Raw genomic sequence first — 18,704 nt, 5'->3', positions numbered from 1 at the left:
GCGCGACCGGCTCGACATCCGATCCGCTGTGCGAGGGCTATTCGTGCGGCCCGGTGCCCGCATGCCCATCACGAACATCGCTCACCTGCCGTCATTTCCCCGAGAATCCTCTCGACCGGTGGTCGAATCGGGAACCGGCCGTACGAGTATCGCTCGGGCATAGAGGAGTTGGAATCCCAACCTCTGGACGTTGTGCTGTGACCGGGAGCCCGGCAGCGTGGTGACCACGGCTAGGTCGCAGCCAGCGTTCCTCGCGGTGTCCAATCGCGTGGCGAGCAGCGCGGCTTGGACGCCGCGTCGGCGGTGGTGCGGAAGGGTTGCCGCGCCGCACAGTTGGGCGATTCCTTCGGTCAGGCGCAGACCTGCTCCTCCCACGGGGCCCGCGCCCGAACGGGCGAGTACCGCGCGGAAGCCGGAGGTGGCTCCGATATCGCGTTCGGCGCGTTCGACGACCTCGCGAGGAAACTCCTCGTGGGAGGCGACGCCTTGCGTATCGGGGGTCGCGAATCCGTCTACGACCACCTGCACCCAGGTGTCGAAGTCCTCGGGGGCGACCGGCTCGATGGCGATTCCGTCGACCGCGGGCGCGGTGGTTCGCGCCTGCGTCAGTGGTATGCCGAGTACGTTCTCGAATCCGATCGTCACGTAGCCGCGGTTGCTCAGGTGGTTCACGACCGCGGGGTCGGCTGCGGTCGACACCTCGAACTGAACTGGCGAATTCCGCTCGGCGAACGCTTTTTCCACGGCGACGAGTTCGCCTTCGTCCCAATCCGCACCCAGTCCGGTCGCGACGACCTTGTTCAATGGCGAGCCGGGACCCGCCCAGACGGCGCTGCCGCCTCCGATCGGCAGCGAGATCACCGGTTCGTGTGGCGCCCGAGCCCGCGCCGCCCGTGCGCCCTCCTCGATGAGCGTTCGTTCGGCGGCTTCGATCCGGCCGACCACGTCCGTTCCGGCGAAGAAACCAGGTGTGACGGTCATAGCGTGGATTCCTACCACGAAGCTCGGCGCGTGCCCATCGAATATTCGCGGCGGTTACGCCGCGCCTCACCGAATCGACACATGAATCCGCAGGTCGTCGGCCACTCTAGCTTGTGTACATATATGTAGGTACTATGTCGTAAAGCGGCCATCTCGGTCGACAGCCGTACACGAGGAAGTGGTGAGCATGACGCTGGAGGACATCCGGGAGCCGCAGACGCGCAAGCAACGTCTGCGGCGGGAGCCAACGCGCGCCGAACGGTCCATCGCACGCGAAGTGGATCACGAGATCGTGGTCGTCGGCGCGGGGTTCTCCGGCATCGGTCTCGGCGTTCATCTGAAGCGGGCGGGCTTTCACGACTTCGTGATCTTGGATGCCGCGGACGGTGTCGGCGGCGTGTGGCGGCACAATGTGTATCCCGGTATCGCGGTCGATGTGCCCACCAGCAGCTACTCGTATTCGTTCGAGCCGAACCCGGATTGGAGTCAGCTGTTCGCGCCGGGCGCCGAACTGCGCGAATACGCCGAACACTGCGTGCGCAAATACGAACTGGCCGAACATCTTCGGGTGAGGACCCGCGTGCACTCGGCCCGGTTCGACGAGGCCGACAGCGTGTGGCACATCGAAACCGAGCGGGGGACCATCGTCGCTCGCTACCTCGTGCCCGCGGTGGGTCCGCTGGACAGTCCCTACTATCCCGACATTCCGGGTATCGACAAGTTCGCGGGGAAGATCGTGCACACCGCGCGGTGGGACGATTCGCTGCGGACGCAGGGCAAGAGGGTCGCCGTCATCGGCACCGGAGCTTCCGCGCTGCAAGTGATTCCGAATCTCGCGCCGCAGGCCGAACATCTCGACGTGTATCAGCGCACGCCGATCTGGGTTGTGCCCAAACCGGATCTGTCGATCCGCCCCTGGCTGCGCACCGTCTTCCGTCGGGTTCCGCTCACGCTGCGGGCGCTGCGGCTGGTGAGCGTCGTCATCGCCGACTTCATCATGACCGTCGGCGGCGCTTACCATATGCGGCTGCCGTATGCGGTCCGCGTCGTGGAGCGGGTATGCCTGAAACACCTGGAGCGTCAGGTCGACGATCCGGAGCTGCGCGCGAAACTCACCCCGAATTACGCGTTCGGGTGCAAGCGTCCGTCGTTCTCGAGCACCTATCTGCGAACCTTCAACCGCGACAACGTCGATCTGGTGACGGAGTCGATCGACCACATCGCCGAGGACTCGATCGTCACCGTCCGCGTCGACGAGAGGACCGGTGCGCGGGTGCAGACCCGGCATCCGGTCGACGTGCTCGTCCTTGCCACCGGTTTCAAGACGATGGAACGCGGTACGGTTCCGGCGTTTCCGGTCTACGGGCTCGACGGAGTCGAGCTCGGCGAGTACTGGGACGAGAACCGCTACCAGAACTACGAGGGGATCTCGACTCCGCTCGCGCCCAATTTCTGGCTGATGAACGGTCCGTGGTCGGTCGCGGGCAGTTCGTGGTTCAGCATCATCGAGTCCGGGAGCAGGCATATCGTTCGGTGTCTCGACGAGGCGCGCAAGCGCGCCGCCTACCGGATGACGGTGAAACAGCGCGCGCAGGACGACTACATGAGCGAGATGTATCGCAAGGTGCGCCACACGGTGTTCGCGCAGCCGAGCTGCGTGAAGGCCAACAGCTACTACTTCGACCGGCACGGCGACGCGCCCTTCGTGCGTCCGGTGTCCGGCCCTGCGCTGTGGTGGGCGAGCCGCACTTTCGACCTCGAGGACTACGCCTACGAGGTCGCGCCGATCGGCAGCTACCGGCTGCCGCTGCACTGATCAGTCGGTGGTCCGCGCCGTTCGATCGACACGCATCCGGCCGTCCGCGACCGCCGGATGTGTGTTCTGCAGGAAGAATTCGACGAATCGCTCGCTGCGGGACGCGTCGAACTGTTCGGGGTCGGCGGCGACCAGTGCCGCGATCCCGTCCACGCCCGCGAGGAACAGGACCGACAGTGCTTCGATATCGGCCGGTTCGGGCAAGCCCGCGGTCAGGACAACGAGCCACGACGCGATGTCTGCTCGCAGTCCTTCCCGCACCGCCGCGACCCGATTCGCGATCGAGTCGTCGACGCCGACGGTGGACAGCGTGAACAACCGCCATTCCCGCGGGCGAGCGTGCACCGCGCTGAGATATCCCAACACGAATCGCGCGGAATCCGAGTCCCCCGACTCGTATTCGGACCGCGCCGCCGCCAAAGCGGTTTCGGCCCTTTCCAATACGGTGTGCAGGATCGCGTCGGGGGAGCCGTAGCAGTCGTAGACGACAGGACGGATGTAGCCCGCGCGGGTGGCGACCGATTGCATTGTCACGGCGGCGAATCCGGATTCGACGGCGATATCGGCGGCGGCCTCGGCGATCCGCTCCTTGCGTTCGGGTGTGCTTCTGCGCCCGGCCGAACGCAGGCGAGGTCGTTCGGTGCGGTTCATCTCGACCATGCCACCTCGATGTATCGCGTCAGCCATTCGACCACGGCGGTGAAGCGTTCGGCGGAGAACTCGTCGGGATCGGTGAGCATCGCCCGCGCCGCTCCTTCGCTGGCCGACAACGCGATCGCGGAGAGCAGTTCGAGGTCGACCCCGCCGCCCTCGATCGGCGGCAGCAGTGACAGGTTCGACCGGATCTGTTCGCGCACGACGGTGCGGGCGAGTTCCATCGCGTTGCGCACCGCTTCGGGCGCGCCCGCGGGCGGCAGCAGGATCAGGCGCCATGCGTCCGGCGAGTCCGCGACTATGTGCAGGAACGAGGTGAGGGACTGCTCGAGCAGCGATTCGGGGTGTTCACCGGCCAGCAGGGCCGGGACAACGCCGAGGGCGACGCCGAGCGCCTTCTCCGATTCGCGGCCGACCAGATCTTCGAGCAGTTCCTCCCGATCGGCGTAGAACTCGTAGACGACGGGGCGCGTGACGCCTGCCTCGCGCGCGATCGCCTGCATGGTGGCCGCGCCGTAACCCTGCCGCAGCACCAACCGCTGCGCCGAATCGAGAATCTGCTGCTGCCGTCGCTCCGGACTCATGCGTGGAGCTTTCTTGCCACCCGCGGCGGTCCGCTCCGGCACCTGCCCTCCACATCCATCGTGCGCCCGTCGGCATGATCATCGCATCTCTACAATCATCATAGTATTCACGCCGTGCCCGCTCGCGGGCGGTGATACCGGTTCCCGCGACGCCACGGTATTTCCGGACCCGCACTCGCGATGGAATTCGCGGCATTTGTCGTCCGGAATTCGGTGCGAATAATCGGCGGTATTCAGGGGGCGCTGTGCGAGCGACCGGTCGTGATCACGAAGCAAGGTCGGCGGCGCGGGGCGGACAGCAGCGGTCGACGAACCGCGCGACTTGCGGCAGGAAGGTTTCCGGACGGCGGCGCAGCGCGAAGAACGAAGGGACGTAGAGGTATTCCACATCGTCGAGTTCGCGGTGCAGCTGTTCGGCGTCGGCGAGCAGGTGCACGGGGTCGTGCGGGTGGCCGATGACCAGCGTCGGCAGCCGCAGTGACCGCCAGTCCGCGATCCAGGGTTCCAGGCCGTGGCCGAGCAGCCCCACACCCATGTGCCGGGTGGCGATGGGGTCGCGGGCGATGAGGCTCAGCGCCAATCCGAGGTAGTCGGGCCGCCGCGCCGGGCGTCTCGCGAGTGGGACCAGGCGGCGCAGCAGTGGGCCGAGCAGCGTGTAGAGCCCGAGTCCGGGACCGCCCCAATAGCAGGCGGCGCGGATGCCGCGATCCAGGATCGGCATTTCCAGCAGCAGTCCGTGCAGGCGGTGCGGGGCGACCAGGCCGATGCGCAGGGCGTTGAGCGAGCCGAAGGACGCGCCGCCGAGGAAGACCTTGTCGAGGCCGAGCGCGTCGAGCAGGTCGATGACGGCGGCGGCCGACTTGGACAGGCCGTAGGCGTCCGGGCGGTGCGGCGCCGCGGATTCGCCGTGGCCGGGCAGGTCGACGCACAGCACCCGGTATCCCTGTTCGGCCAGGTATTCGGCCACCGGCCACTGCACGCGCTTGTCCAGCAGGAACTGGTGCAGCAAGACCACGACATCGGTTCCTACGCCGTGCTCGGTATACGCGAGCCTGCCCCACGGGACATCGACGAAGCGAGTGGGCGGTGTGGCTCTGCGCGACATGACTTCCTTCTTCCGGCCTGCCATACAGTAGATTTACTGAAGCGTACCTACATGCATGTACACGTGTAAAGCGTCGTTCTCGGCCGGGGTCGGGAAGTGCGGCACTTGACAGTGGTTCATCGGCCCAGAAGACTCCAGGCTATCGGTGCGGGCGGCCGGAAACGTGCACGTTATCGCGCATATACGGGCTGCTTTATCGAGGAATTCCGGGGTGAATAAAAATAGTGGACGCAGATGTAGGTACGAACATGTAGGCTCTCTGCGTGGGTGCCTGCGGCAACCCGGTAAGGAAAAGGAAGTGCGGCAACGATGCTCGAGTACGTTCGAACGGCGGAGAACCCCGTGAAGTCGACGGAACCGCCGCTCGGCCGGTCAGAAAACGATCTCGGCGCATGACCGCGGCGAACATGTCGACCACCGAGCCCGAACGTTCGACCGGCGCAGCCGTGGCCGCCAACGTCGGCGCGGCCGGAACCTCGGCGTTGCGCACCCTCGGACGGGCCGCGCAGACGGCGTCCGCCGCGGTGCGCGGGGCGGTCCTCGGGGCGGTCCGGCTGCGATTCCCGTGGCGGGACACCGTGATTCAGGCGTGGTATCTGGTCGGGGTCACCGCTGTGCCCGCGGTGCTCATGGCGGTGCCGTTCGGCGTCATAGTCTCTGTTCAGGTCGGCAACCTGATCCACAATCTCGGCGCGGATTCGCTGATCGGCGCCGCGGGCGGTCTCGGGGTGATCAAGCAGGGCGCCCCGCTTGCCACCGGGTTGCTCCTCGGTGGCGCAGGCGCCGCGGCGATCGCCGCCGACCTGGGCGCGCGCACCATTCGCGACGAAGTCGACGCCCTGCGCACGATGGGCATCGATCCGATCGATCGGCTGGTCGTCCCGCGACTGGTGGCGATGATCGTCGTCGCGCCCCTGCTCAATGTGCTGATCATCTTCGTCGGTGTGATCTCCGGCTATGCGGTTGCCGTCATCGCCCAGGGCGTGACGCCGGGCAGCTACTGGGCCACCTTCGGCTCCTTCACCTCCGCGACCGACGTGTGGATATCGGTGATCAAGTCGCTGATCTTCGGGTTCCTGGTCGCGATCATCGCCTGCCAACGCGGCCTCGAGGCGAAAGGCGGCCCGAGGGGCGTCGCCGACGGTGTGAATGCCGCGGTGGTGCTGTCGGTGGTCGGCCTGGTCGTGGTGAACGTGGTCATCACCCAGGTCGTCGCGATGTTCCTGCCGACGAAGGTGGCGTGATGACCCCGTCCGCGTATCTTCCCGGCTTCCTGAGACCGGGGCGAAGGGTTCGTTCGGAGCTGATACGTCCGGTCGACGCGTTCGGTTTCGGCCTGGGTTTCGTCTGGCAGGTCGTCGCCTCGATACCGCTGACCCTGCGCCGCTACCGGGCCGAGACCATGCGCGCGGTGACGAGCATGACGTGGGGCCGCGGATCGCTGATCGTCGGCGGCGGCACCGTGCCGATGATGGCCGTGCTCGGCGTGGCCATCGGCGCCTCGGTGGGTATCGAGGCCGCCGCGACACTCGACCTGCTCGGCCTCGGATCGATGACCGGAATCGTGTCGGCATTCGCCAATACGCGCGAACTCGCCCCGATCGCCGCCGGAGTCGGATTCGCGGCGCAGGGCGGCTGCCGGATGACCGCGGAGATCGGCTCGATGCGGATCTCCGAGGAGATCGACGCGCTCGAATCGCTCGGGCTGCAATCGGTCGCCTTCGTCGTCACCACGCGGGTACTGGCCGCCGCGCTGGCGATCGTTCCGACATTCCTGATCGCGCTGATCCTCAGCTACCTGTCCTGTTCGTGGGTGGTGACCCTGCTGCACAAGCAACCCGCGGGCGTCTACCACCACTACTTCTCCCAATTCATCACCAGTCCCGACATCTGGGCCGCGGTGGCGAAAGTGCTGGTGTTCAGCATCGCGGTCATTCTCGTGCACAGCTATCACGGATTCTTCGCCGTTGGCGGGCCCGAAGGTGTCGGCGTCGCCTCCGGCCGGGCCGTTCGCGCGAGTTTCGTGCTGATCGTCGTCCTCGACATGCTCCTGACCTTGCTGTTCTGGGGCGTCGATTCGGCCGTCGAGTTCACGGGGTGATGTGATGCCCGCCTACGGAATGCCCGGAGTGCATATCGATCGGCCGCGCGCACGGGTGATCGGTGTCGCCGCGATGTTGGTGATCGTCCTGGTCTGCGCGCTGGTCGGCGTCCATCGAATGCTGGCGCAGTCGCACGTCGTGTCCATCGTGCTGTACACCGAGAACATCGGGGACGGGATCGCGGAGGGCACCGACGTGCGCCTCGACGGTGTCGGGGTGGGGGAGGTCGCCGCGATCGACCCCGCGCCGCTGGGACGACAGCGGATCGAACTGCACGTGGACGAGAATCGGCTCGCGAACCTGGACGAAAGCATGCGGGTCGACTACGCGCCCGCCAACCTCTTCGGCATCAGCGTGATCGAGCTGCGGCGCGGCGCGGGCGGGCCCGCGCTGCGCCCCGGCAGTGAGATCCACCTGACCGGCGACCGGTCGGGCGATGTCTACGACGCGACGCTGGGCGAGTTGCTGCGGTCGCTGTCGCGCACCTCCGTGGCGGTCGCCACACCGCAGCTGAGTCAACTGATCGGGCGACTTGCCACCGACCTGCGCGCCTTCACCCCGTTCATGCAGGCCGTGATCCAGTTCGCGCGGACAGTGGCCGACCACCAGCGGATGCCGCCGTCGGAGGTGCTCGGCAGTTTCGGCGAATCACTCGGCGCGAGTGCCGGTCTCGTCGACGCAACGGTGAGTGTCATCGCGCGGATCAACGGCATCGATGTGCTGCGCACCGACCGTCCGCGCATCGACGCGGGCATCGGATTGGTGGTCGACACCCTGTTCCCGGCATTGACGACGATGCTGTCGAGTCTGGACGGAACCTTTGCCGGCTACACGAACATGCTGGCCCCGCTGCTGAATGTGCTGGCCCAGTCCGTGCCGACGCCGACGCGATCCGGGGCCGAGTTGGGTGAACTGATCGGGCGAGTCGACGCCGCGATGCCCGATTCGGGTTCGGGGCCGGTGCTGAACGTGGATGTCGACCTGTCGGGAGTTCCTGCCGTGGCCGTCCCGCTGCTCGGGGGTCGAACCGCGGGAGCTGTGCGATGAAGTCGTTGTCCGCCGCGATCTGGCGGTTGGCATTGTTCGCCGCGGCCATGATCGCGGTGCTGGCGCTGGTGCTCGCGGCGATCGCCCGGCCGGTCGGCGGGTCGACCCACACCTATCGTGCCGTCTTCACCGATGCCAACGGGCTCGGCGCCGGTGACGATGTGCGGCTGCACGGGGTCGGCGTCGGCAAGGTCGAGTCCATCGATCTCGTCGGTTCCGATGCGGTCGTTCGGTTCACCGCGCGGACCGGAGTGACGTTGTACGAGTCGACCCGTTTCGCGATCCGATACCAGAACATGACCGGCCTGCGCTATATCGACGTGCAGCAGCCGGAGTCCGAGCGTGGTGGCGAGTTGCGGGCGGACGCGCTCGTCCCGAAGGAACGCACGGTCGCGTCCTTCGACGTGACCGCGCTGTTCAACGGGCTGAAACCGGTGCTCGCGACATTGCGTCCCGAGGCGCTGAATTCCTTCGCCGAGAGCATGATCGCGCTGATCGAAGGCAACGGGAACGGCATCGGGCCCGCGTTGGACGCCATCGGTCGGCTCGCCGACTATGTGGGCGACCGGCAGCGGGTCATCTCGGTGCTGTTCGACAATCTCGCGCAGATCTCCGACCGGATCGGCGGGCAGTCGCCGGGGCTGGTGGCATTGCTGCGACGGCTCGCGGACGTGTTCGAGTCGTTGCAGGTCAATATGAACGGCTTGCTCGATTTCGCGCTCACCGCGCCGCCGGTGCTCTACCCCTTGGACAACTTGCTCACCACGCTCGGGCTCACCGAGAACGAGAATCCCGACTTGGATGCCCTGTTGCGCAAGCTTTTTCCCGATCCGCAGGAAGCGGTGGACGTTTTGAGTCGGTTGCCCGCCGTGCTCGCCGCGCTCAATGCCGCGCTGCCGAACTTCGCGGGGTCCGGTCCGCTGTGCGGCAAAGGTGAAGCCGTGCCGCCGCAAGCGCTGGCGGTTCTGCTCGCTGGGCAGAAGGTGACATTGTGCAAAGGCTGATCAGGCGCCGCGGGGTGCGGCCGGAAGCGCGATCCGCTCGCGCCGTGGAGCGTGGGCAATTACGGGCGGGGCTCGCGGTGGCGTTTCTCGTCGCGGTGGCGATGCTGGCGGTCGCGATCCTGTATGTGATCCCGCTGGGGGACCGGACCTACACCGCCGATCTGACCGAGGCGCAATCGGTTCGGGTCGGTGACGACGTGCGACTGGCGGGGATCTCGGTCGGTCGGGTCGAAGGACTCGATCTCCATCCCGACAAGGTGCGGATGCGTTTCTCGGTGCGCGACGATGTCTTCCTCGGCGCCCAGACGTCATTGGATATCAGGATGCTCACCGTGGTCGGCGGCCACTACGTCGCGATCGTGCCCGCGGGCGCCGAACCGCTGGGCGACCGCGCGATTCCGGCCGATCGCGTGCGACTGCCCTACAGCCTGATGCAGACCTTCCAGGACGCGGAACGCCCGGTGCGCGAGATCGACGGCGACACCGTCCGCCGAAATCTGGCGGCGCTGGCCACCTCGCTGGAACAGTCGCCCGACGGGCTGCGTCAGATCCTGAACGGCGTCGAACAATTCGTCGACGTGCTGGACCGGCAGCGTTCCGACGTCTCGAAGGCGATCGCCTTCGCCGACGAATACCTGAACTCCATCGACGCCGCCCGCGGTGCGCTGCGCAAGCTGGTGGACAAGGTGAATCTGCTGGAGAACCTGCTGATCGACCATCGCGCCGAGTTGCGCGAAGCCGTGTCGGCGCTGCGTCGGGTGGTGAACCGGGTCGCCGCGCTCCAACCCGCGTGGGAGGGCACGCTCGAACCGATGGCTCGGCAGTTATCAGCTGCCGCAGCGGAATTGCTCGCCCTCGGCGACCGGCTGGAACCGTTGCTCGGACAAGTGCGGGAACTCGGCACAACTTTGCGTGCCATGATGCTGCCCGACGGGACCGTCGAGGTCGACCACTCCGGTGCGACGGTCGACGCGCCGCCGGGCGCGGACCCGCTCGCGATGTCGGCTCCGGTGTGCGTGCCGGTTCCGGGGCGGGGGTGCTGATGCGTCGCGTGCTGGAGTCCCGCGGATTCGTCTCGGTGCTCGCGATCCTGTTGCTGTGCGCGGTGACGGTCGTGGCCTATGTCGTGTTCTTCGATCCGCTGCGAAAGACGCAGTCCTACTGCGCGATGATGCCCGACAGCATCGGACTGTACGCGGGGAGCGATGTGACGATGCGCGGTGTGCGGGTCGGGCGAGTCACCGCGCTGGCGCCGCGGGGTCCCAAGGTGCGGGTCGAATTCGAGGTCGACGCGGCGCATCCGGTGCAGGCCGACGCGGCGGCTACCACGGTGTCGGACACGGTGGTAGCCGATCGTGAACTGGCCGTGCTGAATACGGGTCGTGACGTGAATCCGTGGAACCCCGCGACGTGCATCACCAGAACCCTCACGCCGCAGAGCATCAGCCGCACGCTGGATGCCATGGCACGGTTGTCCGAGCAGATCCTCGGTCCCGAATCCGGTGGCCGCGACTCGCTCGGGCGCGCGATCACCGGAATGGACAAGGCGACCAGAGGCACCGGAGCGCAGATCAATTCGATCGTCGTGCGACTCGGGCAGGCGCTGGAGGCGCCCGACGCGGCGATCGGGCACTTGGCGGGCAGCGTGGACGCCATCACGTCGCTGTCGGATGCCATCACCACCCACTGGGGTGACATCACGTCGATGCTGAGTCGGATGGGTCCGGTGCTCGATCAGGTCAACAACGAATTGTTCACCGAGACAGTGCTCATCCTCGACGGGTTCGCCAGGGCGCTGCCACTGTTCAACGACATCACCACGCTGTTCTCCGATCCGATCTTCGCCACGTTGGACGCAGCGGTGCCGCTGGTGCGTTTCCTCAGCGCGAATGTGGGGTCGCTGCGGGAGATCATCGCCATGATGCCCGCGCTGGCGGGCGCTTTCGTCACGGTCACCGATCCGGGCAGCGGACGAACCGGTCTCACCTATGCGCCGCCGCAGGTCGCGATACCGCACGGGGACGCCGAACAACTCTGCGCCCTGGTGAACGCCGCGTCGCCCGGATTGTGCACGGGAGCGGGCGACGGAATCGCGCGGACCCGGTTGGTGCAGTTGGTTCTCGGATCGGTGGGTGTGCGATGAAACGTCGGATGGTTTCGTGGTTCGTCGTGGCCTGTGTGGTCGTCGCGTCGGGCTGTGGGTTCGATCCGGGGGCGATTCCTGTTCCGGGCAGCGGTGTTTCGGGTTCGACCTATGACGTGCGAATCGAATTCACCAACGTCCTCAACCTGCCCTCCCGTGCGAAGGTTGTCGCCAACGGTGCCGTGGTCGGGTCGGTGACCGGGATCGACCTCGTGCAGGACAGCGCGGGCGGCTATGTCACGGTGCGCGCGGAGATCATGGATTCGGTGCGGCTGCCCGTCTCCACCGTCGCCGAAATGCGGCAGAGCACCGTTCTCGGCGATTCGTTCATCGCATTGACAACTCCGCCTTCCGGTTTCGGGGAACTGCTGGCTCCGGGCGGTCGAATTCCGTTGAACCAGACGGTGCCGCCGATCCAGATCGAAGACGCCATGGCGGGATTCGCCACCTTCGTCCAAGGCGGGGCGATCACCCGATTCCAGGACATCGTGAACCAATTGAACGGTGTGCTGCCCCGCGATCCGAAGGAAACGGCCCGGATCGCGGATGTGCTCGGCGGTGACGCCCGCGACCTCGCCGCGAACCTCGACCGCGTCGATTCGTTCCTGTCCGGGATAGAGCAGACGGTCGGCGTGGTGCACGAGCGCGCACCGGTGTTGCACGAACAACTCGCGCCCGCCGCCGTGGAACAGACCTCGGGAGCGGTGCAAACGCTGGTCGCGACCATCGGGATCATCGGAGCTCTCGGCGATGTCGCCCACGCCCTGATCTGGTTGACGCCCCTGGTCGCCAGTGGCGACGCCGCGGCCAGTGCACTGGTGCCGCTGTTCCTCACCACGCGGCCGCTCGACCTCGACGCACCCTCGAACCTGAACGCGCTCGTGAAACTGTTGCGGGAAAAGATCATTCCGTTCGTCGAGCACGGACCGAAGGTGAACGTCCGGTCCGTGCGGATCGAAGGCGCCGACGCAGTGCCCGTGGATGCCCAAGTGGAGCAGATCATTCGGGCGCTGCGGATGGTGGGAGTGGTCCGATGAAGGCAAGTTCGATCGCCTCGCTCGGTGGTATCGCCGCGGTGAGCCTGCTCGGGTCGGCCTACCTCACCTTCGGAGTCGTCGGCACCGATCGGTTCACCGAATTCACCTCGGCCACCATGACGCTGTCCGACGCGTCGGGTCTCGTCGAGGGCTCGCCGGTGCTGTTGACCGGTGTCGAAGTCGGCGATGTCACCGCCGTCGAACACATCGGAACGGGTGTGGAAGTCCGGTTCCGGGTGGACGATGCCCATCGCGTACCGATCGACAGCGACGTGTCGATCGAAAGCCTTTCCGCGTTGGGCGAGCCCTACATCGAATTCGCGCCGCGCACCGAGGACGGTCCGTACCTCACCGACGGTCAGCGGCTCGACACCGAGCGAGTGCGAGTGCCGATGTCGATCCCAACGGTTTCGCGCATGCTCACCGCGGTGTTCGACCAACTCGACCCGGAAACCCTGCGCGCCTTGGTCGATACGTTCGGCACCGCGGTCGAAGGCACCGAATCCGTCATTCCCGAACTCGCGCGCTCCACCGAACTGCTCGCGGCCGCCATGAACGTGCGCATGCCCGCGATCGGCGCGACCATCGACGACGTGCAAACCCTTGCCGCCGACTCGGCATGGGTGCCGCAGGCCGCACCGCACGCCGCGTCCGCGTTCGTGCAGTTCGGCGAGCGGGTCGAGGAAGTCGCCCAGGCCCTCGATCGGTTGTTCAGTCCCGCGAACCCGCCGCAGATGTACGTCGAGGAAGACGGGCTCGTGCCCTTCTTCACCCGCCTGACCGACTGGAGTCGAGAGGTCGGACCGGACTTCAGGCTGCTCGCCCCCGCCCTGCAACCGCTGGCCGACGAAGCCGCGGGCGCACTGCCGCGCATCGACCTGAGCCGGATGATCTCCGCCGCACTGCACGGAGTGGGCGACGACGGCGCGGGCAGGGTGCACATCCGAATCAAGTGACGCATCGGGGGATGCTCGTGCCCGCAACCGACGTCGACGGCGTGTTCAGATCCGCCGGTGCGCGCAGTTCGGGCCGTGGCTTACTTCGTCCAGGTATCTGCCGAGCAGGATCCCGCGGTGGGTCATCCAATCGCCGAGTTCGGCGGTGGTGTCCATGCCCGTGATGTCCTTGACGCGCCGCTGGGTCTCCTCGATGGCGTCCAGGCCGAGATGCGGTGCGATGCAGTCGAGTACACGCTGCGACGCGAGCGGCTGTGGGCGCGCGTTGTGCGGATCCATGAACTCTTGGAGACGGGCCAAAGTCACAGTGCGCCATGGCTCTTCGGTCAACAGCTCGCGGATCAGGGCGTCCGCGTCGCGTGCCATGCCGCTGCTCGTATGGGTGGGCTCGTAGGACGGGCCGATGTCCGGGTCGTCGAAGTAGTGGGCGTCGATGATGTCGGCTCGCACCCGGTAGCTGCCGAGGTAGATGTATGTCTCGAGGGACGGGAGCCGCTGACTCAGGTTCGGCGGGATGCGGTTGATGAGGCCGAGGGTGCCCTTCTCGTCGGTCAACTCGGCGATCACCAGCTTTTTGTACGAGGAATTATTGCGGATGTGCCACCGGCGTCCCTGAGAATATACTTGAGGCGCGTTCGCCTCGCTCAGGAAGACGTCCGCGGGCGCGATCAACGAGCGGTTGAGATAGGTGGCATCTCCGTAGGACAATTCCTTGTGGAAAGTGGCGCCGCAGTACAATGCGATTCCTTTGTCGACCATATCGGCATTCCTGATGTCCATTCGACTCATCTCTCCGCGGCCGGAAGCGCGGACCTGATCTGGTTGTCGTACGCGCGGCCCGACCGTCCCGATCTGCAGACGTCGGCAATGGCGATGGTCATGTTGTCCAGCACCTCGGGCGGCAGGTCGGATTGTTGGGCGAGCGCGATCACGGTCTCCGCCGCCATCTGCGGGGGCTGATGCCGCACATTCGCCAGCGATTCGATCAGCTGCCTGCGGCCGAGCGCCCGAAGGATGCCGTCGGTCGACAAGATGTAGCGATGGCCGACGATCGCCCGTTCCTCCCATAGATCCGGCTTCCCGTCCTCCAGCCCGATGCCCTTGACGAGTTTTTCGCGATCGGGGTGTCGACCGGCCTCGGGGTGATTCTTGATAGCCAATTCCTTTCCGAAGGTGTGCGCGACGGTGAGTTCGCGCAGTTCGAATCCGTCGTCCACCAAGGCGACCCCGTCTCCGATGTGCACGCCGGAGACGAAAGTCATCCCGTTGCGATCGATCAAGCGCGCCGCCTCGAGTGTCGTCGCCATATCGACGGAGGTCGGATCGTCTTCGCCGTGCGCGCGCAATGCCGCCTCGATGGCGGTGACGACGTGCGTCCATCGAAGATTTCGGCTCGGGGTCCCCACCAGATCGATGGCGATGCCCGCGGCGATATCACCGGAGGGGCGGCTGCCGACGCCGTCCGCGACGGCGAGCAGATTCGCGCCGATCACATAGTCGTCCTCGTTGCGGTCCCGGCCGCCGCGCGCGGTCGCGCCGCCCGCATGCAATTCCATGGGAATCGGGCGCTTTCCGCGCAGGGTGAGGACGAATTCCGCGTCGCCGATCTGGACGGCGTCACCTGACTCGAGTTGGACCGGTTGCCCGGCGGGTATTTGTTCGCCGTTGACAGCGGTGCCGTTGGGCGTATCGAGATCCGTGATGTACCACTGGCCTCGGCTGTGGGTGAGGGTGCAATGCTCGCGGCTGACCATCTCGTCGTCCACCTGGAGATCGCAATTCGTGGACCGTCCGAGGACGAATCTCGACCGGGTCAGCAACGCGTCGAGCGACGACCCGCGCACCGCCTTGAACCAGGCGGGCTGCGGCATCGGTTCGGTATCGGCCGGGGGAAGGATCGGTTCGGAGATCGCGATGTAGGGGGGGAGTGCCAGTCGGTCGGTCGGTGTTTCGGGATCGCGTCGAGCGTCTTCGAGGTGGGGCGGTTGCTCGAGCCGGCGTGTCTCGACCGCCGGTGACCGCTCGAGGTGTCGGGTCTGCTCATGGTGTCGCGGTAGCGCGGGGTCGCCGCGGTGACCGCCGGACGGTCCCGGATCCTGGCCCATCACATACTCCTTCGATCCGGAACCCGGAGGGCGCTCACCCGGCGTGTCATCGGCGGATCTTGTAATCCGTTGTGCTGCGCGCTGTCTCCCGATTCTCGCGAGCACGAGGGAGACCGCGACGAACGCGAGCAGCAGGATGACAATGGTGAGTACGGTCGTCGTGGAATCCGATGAGTCCGTCACGATGGCGTCCCCTCCTTGTTCCCGAAGGTGAACGGATCGGGTCCGCGCGGCGCCCGCGGTTTGCGGGGACGTACGACGGTGGACTGTGTGTTGGGTGTGGTGCGCATCTTCTCGGCCCGGTCGCCGGGCGTGGTAACGGAGATGAGCGGACGTTTGAGATGGGCGGCCCCGACTTTCCGGTCCAGTGCCGCGGACTTGTTCTTCACCAATTGCTCGGCGACCTGGCGAAGCGCGTCAAGGGCGTTGCGTTGCGGGGAGCCGTTGCCCGGCGCGCGCATCGCGGGATCGGGATCGAGCCATCGGAACAGTAGGTCCGACAGCGGTTGCATCTGATCGATATCCCACCCTTCGTTCGCCGAGAAGAATTCCTTCAGCGATGTGGGTGAGATCGTTTGCAGCAGTTCCTCGAAATCGTGCTTGCGCTCGTCGGGCAGCACGCCGTTCGTATCGAGCAACCGCAAGTGCTCGGCCTCCATCTGCAGCGGCGGAGTCCCGGCGATCAGGTGATACAGCGTGGCGCCCACCGCACGTACGTCGCAGCGTCCCGACCGCCATTCCTTGGGCTGCTTGACTGTCGCGACCTGTTCGGGCGGGGCATACCACAGCGAGTATCCGGTCGGCGCGCCGTCCGCGGCATCGCCCGCCGCCGCCAAGCCCCAGTCGATGATGCGGACGTTCCCGTTGTCGTCCAACGCGATATTCGAGGGTTTGATATCGAAATGGATGAGGTTGCGGTCTTCGAAGACCGCGTCGAGGCCCTGGAGCACCTGCTCGGCGTAGCGCAGCGTATCGCGCAGCGTCAGTGGTCGCGCGTCGTCTCGCATGCGGTCGGTGAGCGTGCCGCGTCGGTAGTAACGGGTGACAACGAACAGACCGAAATCGACGTCGTATCCGCCGTGAACCATGGGCGCGACATAGGGGCTGACCTCGACACCGGGCGGCAGTGAATGCAATTCGTTGAGACCCGTGGTTACCCGTGGACCGGGCTGATGGATCCGTTTGACGACGTAGTCTCCGCTGCCTTTGGCGTGCAGGTCCCGTGCGAGATAGGCGCGCAACCACGGATGGTCGGCGCGCGGTGGGGTCAGCGGGGCTCCGAGCAACCAGCGCTGATCGACAACCGTGCCGTCGCCCGTGGGAGGCGGGGGCGGATCGGGCTCGCGCGGTTCGGTGCTTGTCTCGGTTTTCGGCGGGGGCGGCCCGGGCATCGGGCTCGGCTCGGGATTCGTGCTCGAGCCGGTGCCACCGCGGAAAGGATTCCGTGAGCCGGTGGTGATGAAGCCCGCGTCGACGTCTACGAAACCCGAACTCCGGATTCGCGCGGCGTGGTCGCTGATGAGTTCCCTGAGGTCGAAATCGTTGTTCCTGCTGAGTTGCTCCTCATCGAAGGTCGCCTTCAGTTGCAGGCGATACCGCTCGATGGCCGTCTTGAGGGTTCTCCGGTCGTTCGCGACGATCTCGGCGGCCTGGATATCGTCCGCGTGCCTGTCCAGCAGGCGCCTGCGCCGGGCGCGCAGCATCTTCTCGTGGAACGTCTCGGGCATGGCGTATTTGAGCAGCAGCGGGGCGACGTCGATGAGGAACAGGAGACCGCGCACCGCGAGTGCCGTTTTCGCGATGGCCGGGTCGTCGCCGAGTGCGGAGAGCGCCTTCTCGCGGTCGGCGAGACCGGCGGTGCGTTTGTCGATGCGGTCATTGTTCGCGTCGATCGCTTTCTTACGGTCGGCGTCGAGTTGCTCGGCTCTGAAGGTGTATTTGTTCCCCGCGTCGATCTGCTTCCCGATCGCGTCGTCGTAAGCCTCTTTGGCTTTGTTGCGCACCTCGCGCCGCTCATTCGTACGGGTGCCCTGGCCCGCACGGCCGGTACCGCCCGTTCCGCCTTCTTCCGAGTCGAGCGCCGACTCCGCTTCGGAAAGGGCCTTCGCGGCCGTGTCGACCGCCGCGTTCGCCCGCGCCACGGCCGCCGCTTCCTCGGTTCTGTCCGGAGCATAGAACGGGTCGGCGCGAATCTTGTCCGCTTCCTCGACCTTTTGGTGTTGTTTCAGCTCGGCGATCTTCGCGTCGACTTCGGAGGCGAAGACGAACATCACGATCGGTTCGGCGATGGAGAATGCGATCAGAACGGCGATGGGAAGACGGATCAACACGCCCGCGACCGCGCGGACGGTGGCTTTCCAGCCGGTGTCGTAGTCGAAGCCCGAGACGAGCCACCGGTCGAAGTTCATGATGAAGGCGCCGTACAGCAATCCCGCGATCAGATAGAGCGGGGAGAAGTGGCCGGTCATCACGGTGAGTGCCAATGGCATGGCCACGCAGGCGAATACCGAGGTGACGACCACCGATATTCCCATCCCCATATAGCGAACGCGGTCGCCGACCAGCACTTTGTCGTCGGGATCGCGCAACTCGGCGGGGTCGACGCCCGCGAAGAGGATCGCGGAGTCGCCGAGTCGCCGGATCGACGGAACTCTGGACACTGACACCCCCCACTGGAACTTGCGAATACGGCACCGTTGAATACGCGCCATCGCCGGGGTATCGGTGAGTGGGGCGTTTCGTTACGTTCCCCGGCCGATTGCCGGGCGGCAATCCGAGGTTCGCGCGTCGACGAGTCGGGCGCGTCCGTCCCGTGCTGTCGCGGCCAACAATACCTCCGGTCAACGCTCTTCGATAGCCGAGCGAAAGGATACCGATCGGAATGCCGTGGGAGTCGGCGCCTTCGATCGATATGACCACGCTATTCGGGGCTTCCGCCTGCGTCCGGTACGATCCGCTCTGCGCTTGCCAGGCTCCGTCGAGGATGCGAGAGTATCTGGGCGTTAATGGTTTTCGCTCGATCGCTCGAATCGAGCCGGAGGGGGTCGTCGAACCTCGGTCGACGTGGGTTCGCGCCGAGGATCGGCGACCAGGGAGCACATTGGTGACTACAGTTCTGTTCGTGCACGGCACGGGTGTTCGAAGTTATTCCTATGCGGAAAGATTCGAGG

At 66.1% G+C, this 18,704-nt stretch carries 16 protein-coding genes; 9 read left to right on the top strand and 7 right to left on the bottom strand.

Annotation, left to right across the window (positions count from 1 at the left end):
* Positions 1–81: 81 nt before the first annotated feature.
* Positions 82–981 carry a GNAT family N-acetyltransferase gene (locus tag IT779_RS04355; protein WP_196147886.1) on the bottom strand — a complete coding sequence of 300 codons (900 nt, stop codon included), beginning with the start codon at positions 979–981 and terminating at the stop codon, positions 82–84.
* Positions 982–1,168: 187 nt separating this feature from the next.
* Here IT779_RS04355 and IT779_RS04350 point away from each other — a divergent pair, with 187 nt between their 5' ends.
* The gene (locus tag IT779_RS04350; RefSeq protein WP_196147885.1) at positions 1,169–2,797 is read left to right on the top strand and encodes a flavin-containing monooxygenase; all 1,629 of its coding nucleotides are present in this window, start codon (positions 1,169–1,171) and stop codon (positions 2,795–2,797) included.
* Here IT779_RS04350 and IT779_RS04345 read toward each other — a convergent pair whose 3' ends face one another.
* The 3 genes from IT779_RS04345 to IT779_RS04335 form a co-directional block, all read right to left on the bottom strand.
* Positions 2,798–3,457, bottom strand: a complete 660-nt coding sequence (locus tag IT779_RS04345) for a TetR/AcrR family transcriptional regulator (RefSeq protein ID WP_196147884.1) — start codon at positions 3,455–3,457, stop codon at positions 2,798–2,800.
* Positions 3,445–4,035, bottom strand: coding sequence for a TetR/AcrR family transcriptional regulator (locus tag IT779_RS04340; RefSeq protein ID WP_196147883.1), 591 nt, complete (start codon positions 4,033–4,035; stop codon positions 3,445–3,447). The genes IT779_RS04345 and IT779_RS04340 overlap by 13 nt, the downstream gene beginning before the upstream one ends.
* Before the next feature lie 265 nt (positions 4,036–4,300).
* Entirely contained in the window at positions 4,301–5,140 is an 840-nt protein-coding gene (locus IT779_RS04335) for an alpha/beta fold hydrolase (RefSeq protein WP_196147882.1), read from the bottom strand.
* A gap of 392 nt (positions 5,141–5,532) precedes the next feature.
* Between IT779_RS04335 and IT779_RS04330 the strand changes: the two genes are divergently transcribed.
* From IT779_RS04330 to IT779_RS04295, 8 genes are read left to right on the top strand one after another with little or no spacing between them, the layout of a single operon-like run.
* Positions 5,533–6,384 carry an MlaE family ABC transporter permease gene (locus IT779_RS04330; RefSeq protein ID WP_232541451.1) on the top strand — a complete coding sequence of 284 codons (852 nt, stop codon included), beginning with the start codon at positions 5,533–5,535 and terminating at the stop codon, positions 6,382–6,384.
* Positions 6,384–7,241 (top strand): ABC transporter permease, encoded by an 858-nt coding sequence (locus IT779_RS04325; protein WP_196147881.1) that lies wholly within the window; start codon positions 6,384–6,386, stop codon positions 7,239–7,241. The genes IT779_RS04330 and IT779_RS04325 overlap by 1 nt, the downstream gene beginning before the upstream one ends.
* A 4-nt stretch (positions 7,242–7,245) precedes the next feature.
* Positions 7,246–8,289 (top strand): MlaD family protein, encoded by a 1,044-nt coding sequence (locus tag IT779_RS04320; protein WP_196147880.1) that lies wholly within the window; start codon positions 7,246–7,248, stop codon positions 8,287–8,289.
* Positions 8,286–9,293 (top strand): MlaD family protein, encoded by a 1,008-nt coding sequence (locus IT779_RS04315; RefSeq protein WP_196147879.1) that lies wholly within the window; start codon positions 8,286–8,288, stop codon positions 9,291–9,293. Before IT779_RS04320 ends, IT779_RS04315 begins: the two co-directional genes overlap by 4 nt.
* 44 nt (positions 9,294–9,337) lie before the next feature.
* A complete protein-coding gene (locus IT779_RS04310) occupies positions 9,338–10,336 on the top strand; it encodes an MlaD family protein (RefSeq protein ID WP_196147878.1) in 999 nt (332 codons plus the stop codon).
* Positions 10,336–11,436, top strand: a complete 1,101-nt coding sequence (locus tag IT779_RS04305) for an MlaD family protein (RefSeq protein WP_232541450.1) — start codon at positions 10,336–10,338, stop codon at positions 11,434–11,436. The genes IT779_RS04310 and IT779_RS04305 overlap by 1 nt, the downstream gene beginning before the upstream one ends.
* 8 nt (positions 11,437–11,444) lie before the next feature.
* Positions 11,445–12,473: an MlaD family protein gene (locus IT779_RS04300; protein WP_196147877.1), complete on the top strand. Its 1,029-nt coding sequence runs from the start codon at positions 11,445–11,447 to the stop codon at positions 12,471–12,473.
* Positions 12,470–13,429, top strand: coding sequence for an MlaD family protein (locus tag IT779_RS04295; protein WP_196147876.1), 960 nt, complete (start codon positions 12,470–12,472; stop codon positions 13,427–13,429). Before IT779_RS04300 ends, IT779_RS04295 begins: the two co-directional genes overlap by 4 nt.
* A 45-nt stretch (positions 13,430–13,474) precedes the next feature.
* Here the strand turns inward: IT779_RS04295 and IT779_RS04290 are convergent, their stop codons facing one another.
* From IT779_RS04290 to IT779_RS04280, 3 genes are all read right to left on the bottom strand, one after another.
* Complete coding sequence (locus tag IT779_RS04290; protein ID WP_196147875.1) at positions 13,475–14,188, bottom strand: hypothetical protein; 714 nt, start codon at positions 14,186–14,188, stop codon at positions 13,475–13,477.
* 26 nt (positions 14,189–14,214) lie between these two features.
* Positions 14,215–15,300 (bottom strand): FHA domain-containing protein, encoded by a 1,086-nt coding sequence (locus IT779_RS04285; RefSeq protein WP_196147874.1) that lies wholly within the window; start codon positions 15,298–15,300, stop codon positions 14,215–14,217.
* A 413-nt stretch (positions 15,301–15,713) separates the two neighbouring features.
* Positions 15,714–18,194, bottom strand: a complete 2,481-nt coding sequence (locus IT779_RS04280; protein WP_196147873.1) for a DUF4407 domain-containing protein — start codon at positions 18,192–18,194, stop codon at positions 15,714–15,716.
* Positions 18,195–18,704 lie beyond the last annotated feature (510 nt).

This window comes from Nocardia bovistercoris (genome assembly GCF_015674855.1).
In the GTDB taxonomy this organism is placed as follows: domain Bacteria; phylum Actinomycetota; class Actinomycetes; order Mycobacteriales; family Mycobacteriaceae; genus Nocardia; species Nocardia bovistercoris.
Note: the sequence above shows the minus strand (reverse complement) of the source record. Positions and strands in the feature narration are given on the sequence as shown.

Bases quoted from the DNA above. Each gene is read 5' to 3' on its own strand.
- IT779_RS04355 (WP_196147886.1), bottom strand. From the start codon at position 981: ATGACCGTCACACCTGGTTTCTTCGCCGGAACGGACGTGGTCGGCCGG.
- IT779_RS04335 (WP_196147882.1), bottom strand. From the start codon at position 5,140: ATGTCGCGCAGAGCCACACCGCCCACTCGCTTCGTCGATGTCCCGTGG.
- IT779_RS04345 (WP_196147884.1), bottom strand. From the start codon at position 3,457: ATGGTCGAGATGAACCGCACCGAACGACCTCGCCTGCGTTCGGCCGGG.
- IT779_RS04300 (WP_196147877.1), top strand. From the start codon at position 11,445: ATGGTTTCGTGGTTCGTCGTGGCCTGTGTGGTCGTCGCGTCGGGCTGT.
- IT779_RS04295 (WP_196147876.1), top strand. From the start codon at position 12,470: ATGAAGGCAAGTTCGATCGCCTCGCTCGGTGGTATCGCCGCGGTGAGC.
- IT779_RS04340 (WP_196147883.1), bottom strand. From the start codon at position 4,035: ATGAGTCCGGAGCGACGGCAGCAGCAGATTCTCGATTCGGCGCAGCGG.
- IT779_RS04315 (WP_196147879.1), top strand. From the start codon at position 8,286: ATGAAGTCGTTGTCCGCCGCGATCTGGCGGTTGGCATTGTTCGCCGCG.
- IT779_RS04305 (WP_232541450.1), top strand. From the start codon at position 10,336: ATGCGTCGCGTGCTGGAGTCCCGCGGATTCGTCTCGGTGCTCGCGATC.
- IT779_RS04350 (WP_196147885.1), top strand. From the start codon at position 1,169: ATGACGCTGGAGGACATCCGGGAGCCGCAGACGCGCAAGCAACGTCTG.
- IT779_RS04285 (WP_196147874.1), bottom strand. From the start codon at position 15,300: ATGCCGCAGCCCGCCTGGTTCAAGGCGGTGCGCGGGTCGTCGCTCGAC.
- IT779_RS04330 (WP_232541451.1), top strand. From the start codon at position 5,533: ATGACCGCGGCGAACATGTCGACCACCGAGCCCGAACGTTCGACCGGC.
- IT779_RS04290 (WP_196147875.1), bottom strand. From the start codon at position 14,188: ATGGTCGACAAAGGAATCGCATTGTACTGCGGCGCCACTTTCCACAAG.
- IT779_RS04320 (WP_196147880.1), top strand. From the start codon at position 7,246: ATGCCCGCCTACGGAATGCCCGGAGTGCATATCGATCGGCCGCGCGCA.
- IT779_RS04325 (WP_196147881.1), top strand. From the start codon at position 6,384: ATGACCCCGTCCGCGTATCTTCCCGGCTTCCTGAGACCGGGGCGAAGG.